The 15709-nt window shown below is 40.1% G+C and carries 15 protein-coding genes, 1 tRNA gene, 2 rRNA genes, 1 other RNA gene and 1 other annotated feature; of the genes, 15 read left to right on the top strand and 4 right to left on the bottom strand.

Going from position 1 to position 15709, the window contains the following annotated elements; translation table 11 throughout:
- Positions 1–90 (top strand): 5S ribosomal RNA (rrf, locus tag BLR86_RS25145); the annotation flags it as partial.
- A 293-nt stretch (positions 91–383) separates the two neighbouring features.
- On the opposite strand, the gene BLR86_RS25150 is transcribed toward rrf, so the two are convergent.
- Positions 384–1337: a YaaC family protein gene (locus tag BLR86_RS25150; RefSeq protein WP_090768440.1), complete on the bottom strand. Its 954-nt coding sequence runs from the start codon at positions 1335–1337 to the stop codon at positions 384–386.
- Positions 1338–1442: 105 nt separating this feature from the next.
- Between BLR86_RS25150 and guaB the strand changes: the two genes are divergently transcribed.
- The 6 genes from guaB (at position 1443) to BLR86_RS25180 (ending at position 7824) form a co-directional block, all read left to right on the top strand.
- The gene (gene guaB, locus BLR86_RS25155) at positions 1443–2909 is read left to right on the top strand and encodes an IMP dehydrogenase (RefSeq protein ID WP_090768443.1); all 1467 of its coding nucleotides are present in this window, start codon (positions 1443–1445) and stop codon (positions 2907–2909) included.
- 132 nt (positions 2910–3041) lie between these two features.
- Positions 3042–4421: a D-alanyl-D-alanine carboxypeptidase family protein gene (locus BLR86_RS25160; protein ID WP_090768446.1), complete on the top strand. Its 1380-nt coding sequence runs from the start codon at positions 3042–3044 to the stop codon at positions 4419–4421.
- A gap of 169 nt (positions 4422–4590) precedes the next feature.
- Positions 4591–5475, top strand: coding sequence for a pyridoxal 5'-phosphate synthase lyase subunit PdxS (gene pdxS / locus BLR86_RS25165; RefSeq protein ID WP_175493052.1), 885 nt, complete (start codon positions 4591–4593; stop codon positions 5473–5475).
- On the top strand, positions 5475–6062 hold the full coding sequence (gene pdxT, locus BLR86_RS25170; RefSeq protein WP_090768452.1) for a pyridoxal 5'-phosphate synthase glutaminase subunit PdxT: 588 nt from the start codon (positions 5475–5477) through the stop codon (positions 6060–6062). The genes pdxS and pdxT overlap by 1 nt, the downstream gene beginning before the upstream one ends.
- A gap of 51 nt (positions 6063–6113) precedes the next feature.
- Positions 6114–6336: a binding site (T-box leader), on the top strand.
- A 51-nt stretch (positions 6337–6387) separates the two neighbouring features.
- Positions 6388–7668: a serine--tRNA ligase gene (gene serS / locus BLR86_RS25175; RefSeq protein ID WP_090768456.1), complete on the top strand. Its 1281-nt coding sequence runs from the start codon at positions 6388–6390 to the stop codon at positions 7666–7668.
- A 63-nt stretch (positions 7669–7731) separates the two neighbouring features.
- A tRNA-Ser gene (locus BLR86_RS25180) sits at positions 7732–7824 on the top strand.
- A 178-nt stretch (positions 7825–8002) separates the two neighbouring features.
- On the opposite strand, the gene BLR86_RS25185 is transcribed toward BLR86_RS25180, so the two are convergent.
- The 3 genes from BLR86_RS25185 to BLR86_RS25195 form a co-directional block, all read right to left on the bottom strand.
- The gene (locus BLR86_RS25185) at positions 8003–8698 is read right to left on the bottom strand and encodes a deoxynucleoside kinase (protein ID WP_090768460.1); all 696 of its coding nucleotides are present in this window, start codon (positions 8696–8698) and stop codon (positions 8003–8005) included.
- The gene (locus tag BLR86_RS25190; protein WP_090768463.1) at positions 8695–9363 is read right to left on the bottom strand and encodes a deoxynucleoside kinase; all 669 of its coding nucleotides are present in this window, start codon (positions 9361–9363) and stop codon (positions 8695–8697) included. The genes BLR86_RS25185 and BLR86_RS25190 overlap by 4 nt, the downstream gene beginning before the upstream one ends.
- 209 nt (positions 9364–9572) lie before the next feature.
- Complete coding sequence (locus tag BLR86_RS25195) at positions 9573–10859, bottom strand: glycoside hydrolase family 18 protein (RefSeq protein WP_090768466.1); 1287 nt, start codon at positions 10857–10859, stop codon at positions 9573–9575.
- A gap of 97 nt (positions 10860–10956) precedes the next feature.
- Between BLR86_RS25195 and tadA the strand changes: the two genes are divergently transcribed.
- The 8 genes from tadA to BLR86_RS25235 all read left to right on the top strand — a co-directional run.
- The gene (gene tadA / locus BLR86_RS25200) at positions 10957–11469 is read left to right on the top strand and encodes a tRNA adenosine(34) deaminase TadA (RefSeq protein WP_254782455.1); all 513 of its coding nucleotides are present in this window, start codon (positions 10957–10959) and stop codon (positions 11467–11469) included.
- Positions 11470–11570: 101 nt separating this feature from the next.
- An RNA gene (ffs, locus tag BLR86_RS25205) (signal recognition particle sRNA large type) lies at positions 11571–11836 on the top strand.
- A 124-nt stretch (positions 11837–11960) separates the two neighbouring features.
- Positions 11961–13652, top strand: coding sequence for a DNA polymerase III subunit gamma/tau (gene dnaX, locus BLR86_RS25210; protein WP_090768472.1), 1692 nt, complete (start codon positions 11961–11963; stop codon positions 13650–13652).
- Positions 13653–13673: 21 nt separating this feature from the next.
- The gene (locus tag BLR86_RS25215; protein ID WP_045519285.1) at positions 13674–13991 is read left to right on the top strand and encodes a YbaB/EbfC family nucleoid-associated protein; all 318 of its coding nucleotides are present in this window, start codon (positions 13674–13676) and stop codon (positions 13989–13991) included.
- A gap of 69 nt (positions 13992–14060) precedes the next feature.
- Positions 14061–14657, top strand: a complete 597-nt coding sequence (gene recR / locus BLR86_RS25220) for a recombination mediator RecR (RefSeq protein WP_090768476.1) — start codon at positions 14061–14063, stop codon at positions 14655–14657.
- Positions 14658–14760: 103 nt separating this feature from the next.
- The gene (locus tag BLR86_RS25225) at positions 14761–14979 is read left to right on the top strand and encodes a YaaL family protein (protein WP_090768479.1); all 219 of its coding nucleotides are present in this window, start codon (positions 14761–14763) and stop codon (positions 14977–14979) included.
- Between the two features lie 86 nt (positions 14980–15065).
- Positions 15066–15329 (top strand): pro-sigmaK processing inhibitor BofA family protein, encoded by a 264-nt coding sequence (locus tag BLR86_RS25230; RefSeq protein ID WP_090768481.1) that lies wholly within the window; start codon positions 15066–15068, stop codon positions 15327–15329.
- A 303-nt stretch (positions 15330–15632) separates the two neighbouring features.
- A 16S ribosomal RNA gene (locus BLR86_RS25235) occupies positions 15633–15709 on the top strand; the annotation flags it as partial.

A 15709-nucleotide genomic window follows, 5' to 3' on the forward strand; every position in this document is an offset into this window, starting at 1 on the left:
ACCCGTTCCCATACCGAACACGGAAGTTAAGCTTCTTTGCGCCGATGGTAGTTGGGACTTTGTCCCTGTGAGAGTAGGACGTTGCCAGGCAAAACGAAACACAACCTGATGTGGGTTGTGTTTTTTTATGTTTTCCGGGACGACATCGTGCTCGCGCGGTGACGATATTAGAGAAACCGGTAACCAATAGAGGCTATAGGTGCCCGCGCGGCGACAATTTCAGAGAAACTGGTAACCAATAGAGGCTATAGGTGCCCGCGCGGCGACGATATTAGAGAAACTGGTAACCAATAGAGGCTATAGGTGCCCGCACGGTGACAATTTTAGAGAAACCGGTAACGAATAACCCTTAGCCCTTAACCATTCCAATGAAGCCACTTTTCCTAAATACTAACCCCTCTCATCAAATACTCATAAACTAAAAATGGACTCTTCTCCAAGGTAATATCCAAAAAAGTTTTTATAAATGGATAGTCACGATTGGGCATCATTTTTGTTAATTCGCTCCACCATTCCGTTTCATATCGTGCAATCATACTAAGATTATACAGTAAAAGATAATGAACCATTAGTTCTGGAAACAAACATAAATTCTCCTTCTTTAGGGGGAGTACATAAGAATTACTTTCTAGGTTTAATTTGATCGGAGAAATCCCCGCAAATGAACTTTTATTAAATTGAAACATAAGGCCTTCACTTGAAAACTCAATTTGATTGCCTGACTTAGTTGAAAGAAATTCCTTTACCCTATCCTCGGTCATATGATAAAGGTCGAGGATTTTTTCTGGTACTACTGATTGCCCATTTTGAGTATATATGGGGGTAAATGTGCTTTTGGACTCATGTACCACAAATAAGTCATCTAATTCAGGAATCAGCTCAAGCAGCTCTTCCATCGTAATCTTATCTCCTTCTAATTGCTTCATATGAAACATTTTCTCGGACATAAAGGGGAACAGCCCGTTTTTTTGAAATTTCACCTCATCTTGGAAAAATTGGTAGTTTTGCTTTTTTCTTTTTCGCGTTGAAACTCCATGCGCTAAAACAGATGTCGTTTCTGGATAAGCTGGATCAACAGTTAAAATGCATGCCTTTATTAAATGTACAAGTCCATAAAAAAGAAGAATTGGTTTTATAATAAGCGGTGCATCTTCTGCCTGTTGATAATAAATTTGTCCATGTTCGAGATAATAGAGAAAGGCATAGCAGTTTTCATAACTTTTTTGTTCTGGATTATCTATATTCCACTTTTTATAATTGTTTTTTAAGTATAACTGACAATGCTCTGCAGAAAAGAAACTTGCGTAGCTTTTCCAGCCTTTATAGTCAACGATCAATGCGAATCACCTTTTTCAGAAAAATTAAATTAAACCAACATCCTTGACAGTATTTTGTCCAATTGATAACCTACAATTAAAAAATTTTTCTTGGAGGCCATAAAAATGTGGGAGAGTAAATTTTCAAAAGAAGGTTTAACGTTTGATGATGTCTTATTAATTCCTGGTAAATCGGAAGTTTTGCCGCGCGATGTAAGTCTTCAAGTGGAGTTATCTCCTAAGGTAAAGTTAAATATCCCGATTATTAGTGCAGGGATGGACACCGTAACAGAAGCTGAAATGGCAATTTCAATGGCTCGCCAGGGTGGAATAGGAATCATACATAAAAATATGACCATTGAACAGCAGGCTGAACTGGTTGAGAAAGTTAAGAGGTCAGAAAGTGGTGTAATCACCGATCCGTTTTTCCTTACTCCAGAGCATCAGGTATTTGATGCTGAGCATTTAATGAGCAAATATCGAATTTCAGGTGTGCCAATTGTCAATAATCTTGATGAGCAAAAACTGGTAGGGATTATCACCAATCGTGACTTACGTTTTATTCAAGATTACTCGTTTAAAATATCCGATGTTATGACAAAAGAAAACCTAGTTACAGCTCCTGTCGGAACCACATTGAAAGAGGCGGAAAAAATACTCCAAAAATATAAAATTGAAAAGCTTCCGCTTGTGGATGACCAAGGTGTATTAAAGGGACTAATTACTATTAAGGATATAGAGAAAGTGATTGAGTTTCCAAACTCTGCAAAAGATAGCCAAGGCCGGTTATTAGCTGGTGCTGCAGTCGGCGTAACAAAAGATACGATGCTGAGAGTTGAAAAACTAGTAAGTGCAAATGTGGATGTGATTGTTATCGATACTGCGCACGGACATTCTAAGGGTGTGTTCGATACCGTTAAGGAAATTAGAGGTCAATACCCAGATTTAACAATTGTTGCAGGAAATGTGGCAACTGGAGAAGCAACAGCGGCATTGATTGAGGCAGGCGCAGATGTTGTTAAGGTGGGCATAGGTCCTGGTTCGATTTGTACTACCCGAGTAGTAGCAGGCGTGGGTGTGCCACAAATCACGGCAGTATATGACTGTGCTACAGAGGCAAGGAAGCTTGGTAAGACGATTATCGCTGATGGTGGGATTAAGTATTCAGGTGATATTGTTAAGGCACTAGCTGCAGGCGGTCATGCTGTTATGCTGGGTAGTATGCTGGCAGGGGTAACGGAGAGTCCAGGGGAGACCGAAATCTTCCAAGGGCGCCGCTTTAAGGTATACCGTGGAATGGGTTCTGTTGCAGCAATGGAAAAGGGTTCAAAGGATCGCTACTTCCAGGAAGATAATAAGAAATTTGTTCCAGAGGGAATTGAAGGCCGTTTACCTTATAAAGGCCCACTAGCTGAAACCATTTATCAATTAGTTGGTGGTATCCGTTCGGGGATGGGCTATTGTGGAACCAAGGACCTAGAAGAATTAAGAAATAATGCTCAATTTATTAAAATGACTGGAGCAGGATTAAGAGAAAGCCATCCTCATGATGTCCAAATTACAAAAGAAGCACCAAATTACTCATTATCATAATAAACCCAAACAGAGAAGTCATCGCTTCTCTGTCTTTTTTTTGTAAAAAACTAGTCCTATCCTCTGTCTATGATTTGAACCCCAATTATGTTAAAATAACCAAAATGCATTAAATCGTTGGAGGGCGTTATTGTGAACAAACATTTTTATCGCAAACTTTTTGCCAGTTCTTTGGCCATTAGCTTGTTCTTTGGCACTTTTACAGGCATAAATAAAGCAAAAGCAGAAACAGCTGCATTGGATGTCAAAGCAGCTGGAGCCATATTGGTTGATGAGGAAACGGGCAGGATTTTATACGAAAAGAATTCTGAAACTGTATTAGGAATTGCAAGTATGACAAAAATGATGACAGAATACTTACTTTTAGAAGCCATAAAGGAAGGTAAAGTGAAATGGGATCAGGAGTACATTGTTTCCCCTGAACTTTCTAAAATGTCTCATGATGAAGATTTAAGTAATGTCTATTTGCGTGTCGAAGGAAAATATAAAGTAGAAGACCTGTATGCAGCCATGGCAATTGAATCTGCGAATGCTGCTACCGTAGCTATTTCTGAAATTGTCGCGGGATCAGAAGCGAAGTTCGTAGAATTAATGAATAAAAAGGCCGCTGAAATTGGACTGGAAAAGTATAAGTTTGTAAACTCTTCTGGTTTAAATAATCGTGATATGTTAAAACACTTTCCTACTATAGTTGGAGATCCTGACGAGGAAAATGTAATGTCACCAAAAGACGTTGCAATCTTGGCATCTCGCTTATTACATGATTTCCCAGAGGTATTAGAGACATCAAGCATTCCAGAAAAGATTTTTGCAAAGGGTACGGAAGATGAATTTGTAATGGACAACTGGAACTGGATGTTAGAAGGCTACAAAAAAATTGCGGATAGATACCCAAATTATCAACAATTTGTTTATGATGGTTTGGATGGTTTAAAAACAGGATCAACTCCTTTTGCTGGGTACAATTTTACCGGAACAGCCTCTAGAGACGGTCAAAGATTTATATCCGTTGTGATGAATACTAGTTCGCAGACCGAACGATTCAGAGAAACAAGAAAAATCCTTGATTTTGCTTTTAATAATTTTAAAAGAGAAGAAATTATTCCAAAGCATTATCAAGTTAAAGGGAAAAAGAGTATACCTGTAATCAAAGGTAAAGAGAAACAAGTGAAAATATATACAAAAGATGCCGTTAATATGGTGGTGAAAAATGGGGAAAAGGATAACTATGAGACCATTTTAACACTTGATCAAAAGAAGGTTAATAAACAAGGTGAACTGACTGCACCGATTAAAAAGGGCGAAAAGGTTGGAACTTTATCCATCCAGGCTAAAGAGGCTGAGACGCTAGGGTTTATAACTGAAAAAGGGAAAAACAACATTACCGTTGACGTCATTGCAGCGGAGAATGTTGAGAAGTCTAATTGGTTTGTCTTAATGATGAGGGGAATCGGCGGATTCTTTGGAAACCTGTGGGGAGGCATTTCTTCCACCGTTAAGGGTTGGTTTTAATAGTTAGGGAATATTTAGCAAAAGGATTCTTGTCTTGACAGGGATCCTTTTTTGTTGCTTTAATGTCATTATGGGAACAATCTAATTCCGAATGAATTAACACTATTTCCTACATTTATACGTTAATTTTTTGTAATATTTATAAAAGTGGAACTTACGAGGAGGATTTATCGTGAAAACAGGTACAGATCGAGTTAAACGAGGAATGGCCGAAATGCAAAAAGGCGGCGTCATTATGGACGTTATTAATGCAGAGCAGGCAAGAATCGCAGAAGAGGCAGGCGCAGTTGCAGTAATGGCTCTTGAGCGTGTACCTTCTGACATTCGTGCGGCTGGCGGCGTTGCTAGAATGGCGGACCCAAGGATTATGGAAGAGGTACTTAAAGCTGTATCAATCCCTGTAATGGCAAAAGCAAGAATAGGCCATATTGTTGAAGCACGTATTCTTGAAGCAATGGGAGTTGACTATATTGATGAGAGTGAAGTTTTAACTCCAGCGGATGAAGAGTACCATTTATATAAGAAAGATTTCACAGTTCCATTTGTTTGCGGCTGCCGCGACCTTGGTGAGGCTGCCCGCAGGATTGGTGAAGGGGCTTCTATGCTCCGTACAAAAGGTGAACCTGGAACAGGAAATATCGTTGAGGCCGTACGCCATATGCGTAAGGTAAATGGACAGGTTCGTAAAGTTGTAGGAATGAATGTAGATGAGCTTATGACAGAAGCGAAACTATTAGGAGCACCATTTGAGTTACTTCTTGAAATTAAGCGCCTTGGTCGTCTGCCAGTCGTTAACTTTGCAGCAGGCGGTGTAGCAACTCCTGCAGATGCAGCATTGATGATGGAGTTAGGTGCTGATGGTGTATTTGTAGGATCAGGTATCTTTAAATCAGAGAATCCTGCTAAATTTGCAAGAGCCATTGTCGAAGCTACAACACATTACCAAGACTATAAATTAATTGCAGAGCTTTCAAAGGACCTAGGAACGCCAATGAAAGGGATTGAAATTTCTTCATTAGCACCTGAAAATCGTATGCAGGAACGTGGTTGGTAATGATTAAAATAGGAGTACTAGCTCTACAAGGTGCCGTTCGCGAACATCTACGTTCTGTGGAAGCATGTGGTGCAGAGGGAATGGCCATTAAGAAAGTGGAAGAATTAAAAGATGTAGATGGCTTGATCCTTCCTGGCGGTGAAAGCACGGCGATGAGGCGGTTGATAGATAAATATAACTTTATGGATGCCTTGAAGGAATTTGCAGCTGGAGGTAAACCTATGTTCGGTACATGTGCAGGTCTGATACTTTTAGCTAAAAATCTAGTTGGCCATGAACCACATATTGGTGTGATGGACATTACGGTTGAACGCAATTCGTTCGGGCGCCAAGTAGATAGCTTCGAGGCGGACCTCGCGATCAAGGATGTAGCCGACAACTTTCCAGCAGTGTTTATCCGTGCTCCTCATATCGTGGAGGCAGGGGAAGAAGTAGAAATCCTTTCAAAGCATAATGACCGTATTGTCGCAGCAAGAGAAGGACAATACCTCGGCTGCTCCTTCCATCCTGAATTAACCGATCAGCATCACCTTACGGCTTACTTTGTCGAGATGGTTAAAGAAGCAAAAGCAAAACAACTTGTATAATCTGGTTGCATTTGGTGGATAATTATAGTAAATTAAAAGACAATTAAATATGTTAAAGCAATGAGAGGAACAAGTAACAGGAAGTTCAATCTAAAGAGAGCCGGTGGCTGGTGTAAATCGGTGTTTGAAGCTTGTGAATCCCTCCTCGAGCAAGGTATGGAACGCCCTATTGGGTCAGTAAGTACTTTCGGTAAAAACCGTTAATTTTTTTCAAGGTGGACAGACTAAATTACTGTCAACCAGGGTGGTAACGCGGGTAACTCTCGTCCCTGTTTTTGGGGACGGGAGTTTTTTGTATTTATTTTTACTATAGGAGTGATGAAAGATGCTAGACATTAAATTATTACGTGCTAATTTTGCAGAGGTGAAGGAAAAGCTCCAACATCGCGGTGAGGACTTAACCGATCTTGGGAAATTTGAGGACCTTGATCAGCGCAGACGGGATTTAATTGTTGAGGCTGAACAGTTGAAAAGCAAACGAAATGAGGTCTCACAGCAGGTAGCTGCTTTAAAGCGAGAAAAAGCTCCCGCTGACCATCTCATTGTGGAGATGCGTGAGGTGGGCGATAGGATTAAAGTATTGGATGACGAGCTCCGCAGTGTCGAGGAAACGCTTGATTTGTTGTTAATGAGTATTCCAAATATTCCTCATGAAAGTGTTCCCGTTGGTGAAACAGAGGACGAAAATGTTGAAATTAGAAAATGGGGTCAAGTTCGTGACTTCGAATTTGAAGTGAAGCCGCACTGGGATGTGGCTGACCACTTAGGCATCCTTGATTTTGAACGTGCGGGCAAAGTTACTGGCAGCCGCTTCGTCTTTTATAAAGGCCTTGGAGCTCGTTTAGAGCGTGCGCTAATGAACTTTATGCTTGACCTGCATGTCGACGAACATGGCTATAAAGAAATTTTACCGCCATATATGGTCAACCGTGCGAGCATGACGGGGACTGGTCAACTGCCGAAATTTGCTGAAGATGCATTTTTAATTGAAAATGAAGATTACTTTTTAATTCCAACTGCGGAGGTGCCTGTCACCAATCTCCACCGCGATGAAATCTTAAGCGGTGATGAGCTTCCTATCCGCTTTGCGGCGTACAGCGCATGCTTCCGTTCTGAAGCTGGCTCTGCAGGTCGTGACACGCGCGGTTTAATTCGTCAGCACCAATTCAATAAAGTAGAGCTTGTGAAGTTTGTTAAGCCAGAGGATTCTTATGAGGAGCTGGAAAAGCTGACAAGTGATGCAGAACGTGTGCTGCAATTACTTGAACTGCCATATCGTGTACTGAGCATGTGTACAGGTGACCTTGGCTTTACGGCTGCTAAGAAGTATGATATTGAAGTTTGGATTCCAAGCTATGGCACATACCGAGAGATTTCTTCTTGCAGTAACTTTGAAGCTTTCCAAGCCCGCCGTGCCAATATCCGTTTCCGTCGTGACCCAAAGGCAAAACCTGAACATGTTCATACGTTAAATGGATCTGGTTTAGCAATTGGCAGAACAGTTGCAGCTATCCTAGAAAATTATCAACAGGCAGATGGCAGTGTTGTTATCCCTAATGTATTACGTCCATATATGGGGAATAAAGAAGTTATTAATCCAGATTAAAAAAATTCAATAATAGTGTTGACAGGGGTAAAAAGTATGTGGTATTATATTTCTTGTCAACACGGAGGAATACCCAAGTCTGGCTGAAGGGATCGGTCTTGAAAACCGACAGGCGGGTCATACCGCGCGGGGGTTCGAATCCCTCTTCCTCCTCCATTAATTTTAAAATGTTCGCGCATAAAACTGGAGATATAAAATCTGTCCAAGAAATTGGACGGATTTTTTTTATTTTTTAAAGGCTGTGCTAAGTGATACTGTTGATTTTATAACCTGGAGCTCAAATCAACAGCCAAGTTTAACACCGCCTTTTTTTAAAAAAGAAGCACATATTGGATTAACCAATATGTGCTTTTGTTATATTTAAAATTCCTTTTAGACGTTCATCGACTTCACGGCAAACTCTTAGCGCATCTTCTGGGCGCTTCACTACATCTGTATGATCCATATCGACGATCAGAACATCGCTGGCATTATAATTATTAATAACCCACTCATCATAACCCTTCCAAACCTCAAAATAATATTCTTTCAGTTCAGGGTTAATTTCAAAGCTTCTGCCCCGTGACATGATTCGATCAATGACTGTATCGAAAGAACCTTTTAAGTAAACCATTAAGTCAGGAGCTTTCTTTGGAAGTTCATTTAACTCTTCCATCATGTTTTCAACAAGGTCTTCATATATTTTAAATTCAAGTTCAGAAATTCTGCCCAGATTTTTATTTACATAGGCAAAGTACCAATCTTCGTAGATGGAACGATCCTGAATCGTATAAATAGGTTCATTCCAACTTACACAATCCTTTACCGTTTTAAAACGTTTGTTTAAGAAAAATAATTGTAACAGAAATGGTATTCTTCTTGCATCGAGTTCTTCTGGAGTTAGTTCATAATAGAGCGGAAGTATCGGATTATTATCGACAGCTTCATAAAAAACCTTACTCTCAATTCCTCTGCTTTGAAAATGTGCATTTAATGTATCAGCCACACTTGTTTTACCAAGACCTATCATACCACCAATAACGATACTCACTTACATCCCCCAATTCTTACCTGTGTGTTTGTCGTGCTGCTTTTCTTTAATGATCCTTTAAGCTTTTCAATGATTAAGTTTAAGTCCGCTTCATTTTTAACAAAATCTATTTCATCACCATTAAAACGAAGAACAGGAATGTCTGGATGTGTTTGCTCAAAGCTCGTGATGGTTTGCTCGTAGTCAATCGAGAGCTGTTCTAAATATAAGGGGCTGATATTTTTCTCTACTTCGCGTCCTCTTATTTTGATTCTCTTAAGAAGAGTATCAAGACTTGCATTTAAATAAATAATCACATTCGGCTTTGGCATGTCTTCCGTAAGAAGTTGATATATTTTATAGTATTTTTGATATTCATCGGGGCTTAATGTCCGCTGGGCAAAAATTAAGTTCTTTAGAATATTGTAGTCGGCTACTACAGCCTGACTTTTACTTAGGAAGTGGGTATTAATATCCCCTAATTGCTTATAACGATTGCAGAGGAAAAACATTTCTGTTTGGAAACTCCATTCCTCAATATTGTCATAAAACTTCCCTAAAAATGGGTTTTCATCAACGATTTCTTTTAATAATGCAAAATTAAATTGATCTGAAATGGCTTTTGCAAGAGATGTCTTGCCAACACCAATCGGCCCTTCAACGGTAATAAACGGAGTATACCCCATTTTTACGGTCCTCCTTCTCTAACTGCCTGCAATTTCTATGTTTAACCAGTAAAAAACCGGTAACTTTTTTTCAAAGTTCTTTTTGGCACAAATATTATATTATCATAATCTGACACAGGAAGGGATATGGAAATTATAGAAGAATTAATTTTCATGTCGTTAATATGAAAAAACTGCCGAATGACGGCAGTTTATGTTTTGAAAAAAATTTAACTTCTTTTAACTACATTAAAATTTTCGGTAATTAACAGCCAATTTTGTGGAAATGCTAAGCCGAGTTTCCAATAACTCATTCCCCTTATATTTAACTCTTTAATCAAATTAAACTTTGCTTGAATGGAGCGGGCATCCTCGAACCAAACTTCATGCTGCTTGCCGTCTTCTGCAGTATATCGGAAGAAAGGAGCCTGTGCCTTTGTATCATACTGAATCGGAACCTTGTATCTAGCTGCAAGTTCAATCGCTTGCTGCGGACTAACTGCTTTTGCTACAGTGCCTTGAACAAACGGGAGTGTCCAGTCGTAGCCATATAGGTTCTGTCCCATCATAATTTTATTCGGGGGCATTTCCGTTAATGCATATTCTAACACTTTCCGAACCTGATCAATGGGGGAAACAGCCATGGCAGGACCGCCACTATAGCCCCACTCGTAGGTCATAATAACAACAAAATCAGCAATCTGACCGTGTGCTCGATAGTCATGGCCTTCATACCACTTTCCCTTTTGTGTAGCACTTGTTTTAGGGGCAAGGGCAGTTGACATTAACCAGCCCTCCCTTTGGAACCGTGCCTTTGCCTTTCGTAAAAATGCGTTATAGGCTTCACGGTCTGCGGGCCGTATAAATTCAAAATCAAAATGAATATCTCGAAACCCGTATTTCTTTGCGGTAGCCACAATATTATTTAAGAATCTATCTTGAATTGGGATATCATTCAGTAAAATGCGGCCTAATTCATCGTTAAATTGATCATTTTCTTGGTTATTGATGACCATCATTAAAACATTTCGATTGGCTCTCGCAATGGCAGGGAAATTATTTAATAAGGGTTCCTTTAAAGATCCATCCCGAAGAGCTTGAAAGCTGAATGGGGCCAGATAAGTTAAATAAGGAGCTGCTTCCCGTGCGCTGGACTCTAGTATGGGGGCCACAGATGTGCCACGGGGTTCTACATAGGCATTAAACTCTGCTCTTTTTTTGGGTGCTTGAGGGATATATAGGCGAAAGCCGACATAAAGCTGCTGGTTTAGAGAAATACGATTCACTGAAGCAATTTGTTGATAAGGTACACCTGTTTCTTGGCCAATCGACCATAGACTGTCTCCCGGCTTTACATAATAAAAATGGCCGACGATAGGAATCACCATTGCTTGACCGACAACAAGATTATTTGGATTAGGGATGTCATTTGCTTCAACAATATCATTAACAGTTGTATTGTATGACCTGGCAATGGTCGTTAATGATTCGTTACTTTTCACAATATGAATTTGCATCTTTTTCCCCTCCTTAGCAAAAACGCTACAACTATTTTATGAGAAAGATTATGGATTCATGATATAATGGGTAAAAATTTCAATAGCCCTAGTGGAAATGAAGATATTGATTGGCGGTATACCTATGACAATAGAAGACTTTTCAGATGAGTATTATATGAAGGAAGCTATAAAAGAAGCGCGAAAGGCAGAAGCGCTTTTAGAGGTTCCCATTGGAGCAGTCATTGTTATCGATGGAAAAATTATTTCCCGCGCACATAATCTGCGAGAAACGAATCAAAGTGCCGTCGCCCATGCGGAAGTTTTGGCGATCGAGCAGGCGTGTCAAGAAACAGGTACATGGCGACTCGAGAATGCGAGTCTGTATGTCACATTGGAGCCCTGTGCGATGTGCTCTGGTGCTATTATCCTTTCTAGGGTCAAAAGAGTAGTCTATGGAGCCACAGATCCAAAAGGAGGCTGTGCAGGGACATTTATGAACTTATTACAGGATGAGCGGTTTAATCATCAAAGTGAAGTCACAAGTGGTGTATTGGAAGCAGAATGTGGTCAGCTATTAACAGACTTCTTTCGCCAGCTTCGAGAAAGAAGAAAACGAGCGAAAAAATAAACCATACAATAATTTACAGTTGATAATGATTGATTTTTTTTTGGAATCTTAGTATACTAAGAAGGCGTCAAAGAGACGCACTAAAAGCATTATCAACTTTGCCGTGCTAGGTGGGGAGGTAGCGGTGCCCTGTACTCGCAATCCGCTCTAGCGAGGCTGAACTCCTTCCCGAGGCTGGTATCCTGTAGGGTCCGCCTTAAGTAAGTGGTGTTGACGCCCGGGTCCTGCGCAATGGGAATCCATGAACCATGTCAGGTCCGGAAGGAAGCAGCATTAAGTGGAAGCTTCCATGTGCCGCAGGGTTGCCTGGGCCGAGCTAACTGCTTAAGCAGCGCCTATGGGTGCGAAGTCGACGGAAGGTGCACGGCAGCTAATTAGTAAAAGACAACTCATCTTAAATAAGAGATGAGTTTTTTTGTATTCTCTTTGTAAAATAGAAAAGGGATACGCTATAATGAATAGGATAGAAATTTTTGAAGGGGGCGATGTTTTTGGCTTATCAGGCTTTATATCGTGTTTGGCGGCCGCAAACATTTATTGATGTAGTAGGACAAGAACATGTTACCCAAACATTGCAAAACGCCCTACTTCAGCAAAAAATTTCCCATGCGTATCTATTTAACGGACCGCGAGGAACAGGTAAAACCAGTGCTGCAAAAATACTAGCGAAAGCAGTAAATTGTGAGCGATCACCGGTTTCTGAACCCTGTAATGAGTGTGACGCCTGTAAGGGTATTACCAATGGAACGATATCCGATGTGCTCGAATTTGACGCAGCCTCTAACTCTCGGGTAGAAGAAATGCGCGATGTTCTAGATAAGGTAAAGTTCGCTCCAACCTCTGTTAACTTCAAGGTCTATATTATTGATGAAGTGCATATGCTTTCGATTAGCGCCTTCAATGCTTTACTAAAAACGTTGGAGGAGCCGCCAAGACATGTTATTTTCATCTTAGCTACGACCGAGCCGCACAAAATACCCTTAACCATTATCTCTAGGTGCCAACGATTTGATTTTAGACGGATTACTGCCCAATCCATTGTAAATCGTATGAAGTTAATCGTCGATGAAACGGGTGTTGATTGTGAAGAAGACGCTTTAAAAATGATTGCTCGAGCAGCTGAAGGTGGTATGCGTGACGCATTAAGTCTTTTAGACCAAGCGATTTCCTTTAGTCAGGAACGAGTGACGGTTGAAGATGCATTGACGGTTACAGGCTCTGTTTCACAAGGATTTTTAAATAAGCTTGCCAAAGCAGTTATTGAAAAGGATGTAGCCAGCGGACTAGGAGCTTTAGAGGAATTATTATTTCATGGGAAAGACCCAGCAAGATTTATTGAGGATTTTATATTATTTTATCGAGATATGCTGTTATACAAAACAGCACCCAATCTTGAAGAGTCATTAGATCGTGTCTTGCTAGATGAGGAGTTTCGTCAATTAGCTGAAGCTGTACCATATGATCAGATTTATCAGCTGATTGAATTATTAAATAAAACCCAGCAGGATATGAGATGGACGAACCATCCGAGGATTTTCCTGGAAGTTGCGATTGTTAAGCTGTGTCAAACCGAAGTCAGACAGATCGAGCAAATGTCTTCAGGACAACTATCACAGCTAGTTGCAAAGATAGAACAGCTAGAACATGAACTCCAACAACTAAAGGCCAATGGGCTTACTGGTGTTCAAGAAAATGTACCACAGGCTGCTGTACAAAAGCCTGCGCAAAGATCTTCAAGAAAAGGATTCCAGCCTGCGGTTGGAAGAATTAACGAAGTATTGAAGAATGCAACAAAGAATGAATTAAACCAAATTAAGAGCAAATGGGGCGAAATGAGAGCGAGATTAATGAAATCTCAGGCCGCTTTATTAAACGAGGCGGAGCCAGTTGCTGCTTCTGCTAATGCTTTTATTTTAAAATTTAAACATGAAATTCACTGCCAGATGGCAATGGATAATAACCGTTTTGTCGAGACGGTTTCGCTTACTCTACAGGAACTAACCGGAAATAGATATTTAGTCCTTGGCGTTCCCGAAGAGCAATGGTTATCAATTCGAGAAAACTTTTTAAGCACTCAGCATCATGCCGAGGGAGAAGTACCAGGTTCTAAACACGAAGAAGAACTGCATATAGCAGAAGCAAAAAATCTATTTGGTGCTGAATTTGTAGAAATCATTGACTAATACTTTGGAGGTTGACAATTTATGCGTGGTGGAATGGGTAATATGCAAAATATGATGAAACAAATGCAAAAAATGCAAAAGAAAATGGCTGAGGCACAAGAAGAATTGGGCCAGCAAAAGATTGAAGGAACAGCAGGCGGAGGTATGGTGACTGTTATCGTAACTGGCCATAAAGAAGTGGTAGACGTTCAAATTAAACCAGAAGCAGTTGATCCAGACGACATCGAAATGCTGCAAGACCTTGTTTTAGCGGCAACGAATGATGCGCTTAAAAAAGTAGAAGAGCTCACAAACAATACGATGGGCCAATTTACAAAAGGCATGAACCTGCCTTTTTAAAATATTGATGACCAGCGTATGCGCCTTTTGAAAGGCGCATACGCTTTTCTAGGAGAGGAATAATAAATAATGCACTATCCAGAACCGATTTCTAAGTTGATCGACAGCTTTATGAAGCTTCCAGGTATCGGGCCTAAAACAGCAGCCCGTTTGGCTTTTTTTGTTTTGAGCATGAAGGAAGATACTGTGCTGGATTTTGCCAAGGCACTAGTGAACGCTAAGCGTAATTTAACATATTGTTCTGTCTGCGGTCATATTACCGATCAGGATCCATGCTTTATTTGTGAAGATCAACGCCGAGATAAAAGTACCATTTGTGTTGTCCAAGATCCAAAGGATGTCATCGCAATGGAAAAAATGAAAGAATTTAATGGGATGTACCATGTCCTGCAGGGCGCTATTTCACCTATGGATGGAATTGGTCCAGAGGATATTAATATTCCAGATCTACTAAAGCGTCTCCATGATGAAACTGTACAAGAAGTTATCTTAGCGACGAATCCGAATATCGAGGGAGAGGCAACTGCCATGTATATTTCTCGTTTGCTCAAACCATCGGGAATTAAAGTTACCCGGATAGCCCATGGTCTTCCAGTTGGAGGAGATCTTGAATATGCGGATGAGGTTACTTTATCTAAGGCCCTTGAGGGAAGAAGAGAACTTTAATTGAGTAGCGGAAGTGCCGCGTCAGGGAAAAAAGCAGTTCATTTTTTCCTAGGGAAAAAGGCAGTTGGCGGGGCAACAGCTAGACCGTACCGGGGGAGTTATGATGTTTTTTAAGCGTAAAGGATGGCTGCGAAAAGAGTTTGATGAAAAACTTTTAACGCAGTTACAGGAATATAAAGAACAGTGGCAGAGGCAAAAGCAATTGATGGATAAAAGCTTTGATCCTTCAGAGGAAGCAATTTGTCAGGCGAAAATTGCTCAAATAAAATACTTCTTTCTATTAAGAGAAGCAAAAGAAAGACAAGTAAGTATAAAGAGGTAAGGATAATGCTATTCCTATTCAAGGTCTATTTTTTATAACTTGTACATATGTTGTTATAAAAAGAAGATTGAAGGGGGATAGCTTTTTTGGAACCAATAGTAATCATTTCGATATTAGGCGGGCTCGTACTTATTCTTTTATTTTCAGGGGCCCCTTTTAAGCCAGTGAGGTTTATTGGCCAAGCGGTGGTTAAATTGTTAATTGGCGCTATTTTATTATTTTTCCTTAATACTGCTGGAAATAGCTTTGGTATCCATGTACCAATAAACTTTACTACTTCAGCTATATCTGGCTTTCTGGGAATCCCGGGTTTAGTGGCATTGGCTGCAATCCAAAAATATATTATCTAGTAAGAAAAACCGCTGGCAACAGCGGTTTTTCATTACATAAAAAAATCAATTTGATAATCTTTAAAAAAACTATTGACCAAATGATTGATGTCCTGTAATATATTAAAAGTCGTCACAAGCGACAAACAAACACTTAAAAAAGTTATTGACTTTAGTAGCTGATTAGTGGTATATTAATCAAGTCGCTTTTGAGCGATAATGAAAAGTCGATCTTTGAAAACTAAACAAACAAGAACGTCAACAAACAATTTTTTAGCTTTTTATAAAAGCTAAGCCAACGTAACAAAATGAGCTATATCAACTTTCTTGGAGAGTTTGATCCTGGCTCAGGACGAACGCTGGCGGCGTGCCTAATACATGCAAGTCGAGCGAATCTTGAG

Origin of the sequence: Bacillus sp. OK048 (assembly GCF_900103525.1) — a bacterium.
Classification (GTDB): Bacteria; Bacillota; Bacilli; order Bacillales; family Cytobacillaceae; genus Neobacillus.

What these genes read in the sequence shown, in the direction of transcription:
- BLR86_RS25215 (WP_045519285.1), top strand. Translation starts at nt 13,674, where the DNA reads ATGCGTGGTGGAATGGGTAATATGCAAAATATGATGAAACAAATGCAA.
- BLR86_RS25225 (WP_090768479.1), top strand. Translation starts at nt 14,761, where the DNA reads ATGTTTTTTAAGCGTAAAGGATGGCTGCGAAAAGAGTTTGATGAAAAA.
- serS (WP_090768456.1), top strand. Translation starts at nt 6,388, where the DNA reads ATGCTAGACATTAAATTATTACGTGCTAATTTTGCAGAGGTGAAGGAA.
- pdxT (WP_090768452.1), top strand. Translation starts at nt 5,475, where the DNA reads ATGATTAAAATAGGAGTACTAGCTCTACAAGGTGCCGTTCGCGAACAT.
- BLR86_RS25195 (WP_090768466.1), bottom strand. Translation starts at nt 10,859, where the DNA reads ATGCAAATTCATATTGTGAAAAGTAACGAATCATTAACGACCATTGCC.
- recR (WP_090768476.1), top strand. Translation starts at nt 14,061, where the DNA reads ATGCACTATCCAGAACCGATTTCTAAGTTGATCGACAGCTTTATGAAG.
- BLR86_RS25190 (WP_090768463.1), bottom strand. Translation starts at nt 9,363, where the DNA reads ATGGGGTATACTCCGTTTATTACCGTTGAAGGGCCGATTGGTGTTGGC.
- tadA (WP_254782455.1), top strand. Translation starts at nt 10,957, where the DNA reads ATGAAGATATTGATTGGCGGTATACCTATGACAATAGAAGACTTTTCA.
- guaB (WP_090768443.1), top strand. Translation starts at nt 1,443, where the DNA reads ATGTGGGAGAGTAAATTTTCAAAAGAAGGTTTAACGTTTGATGATGTC.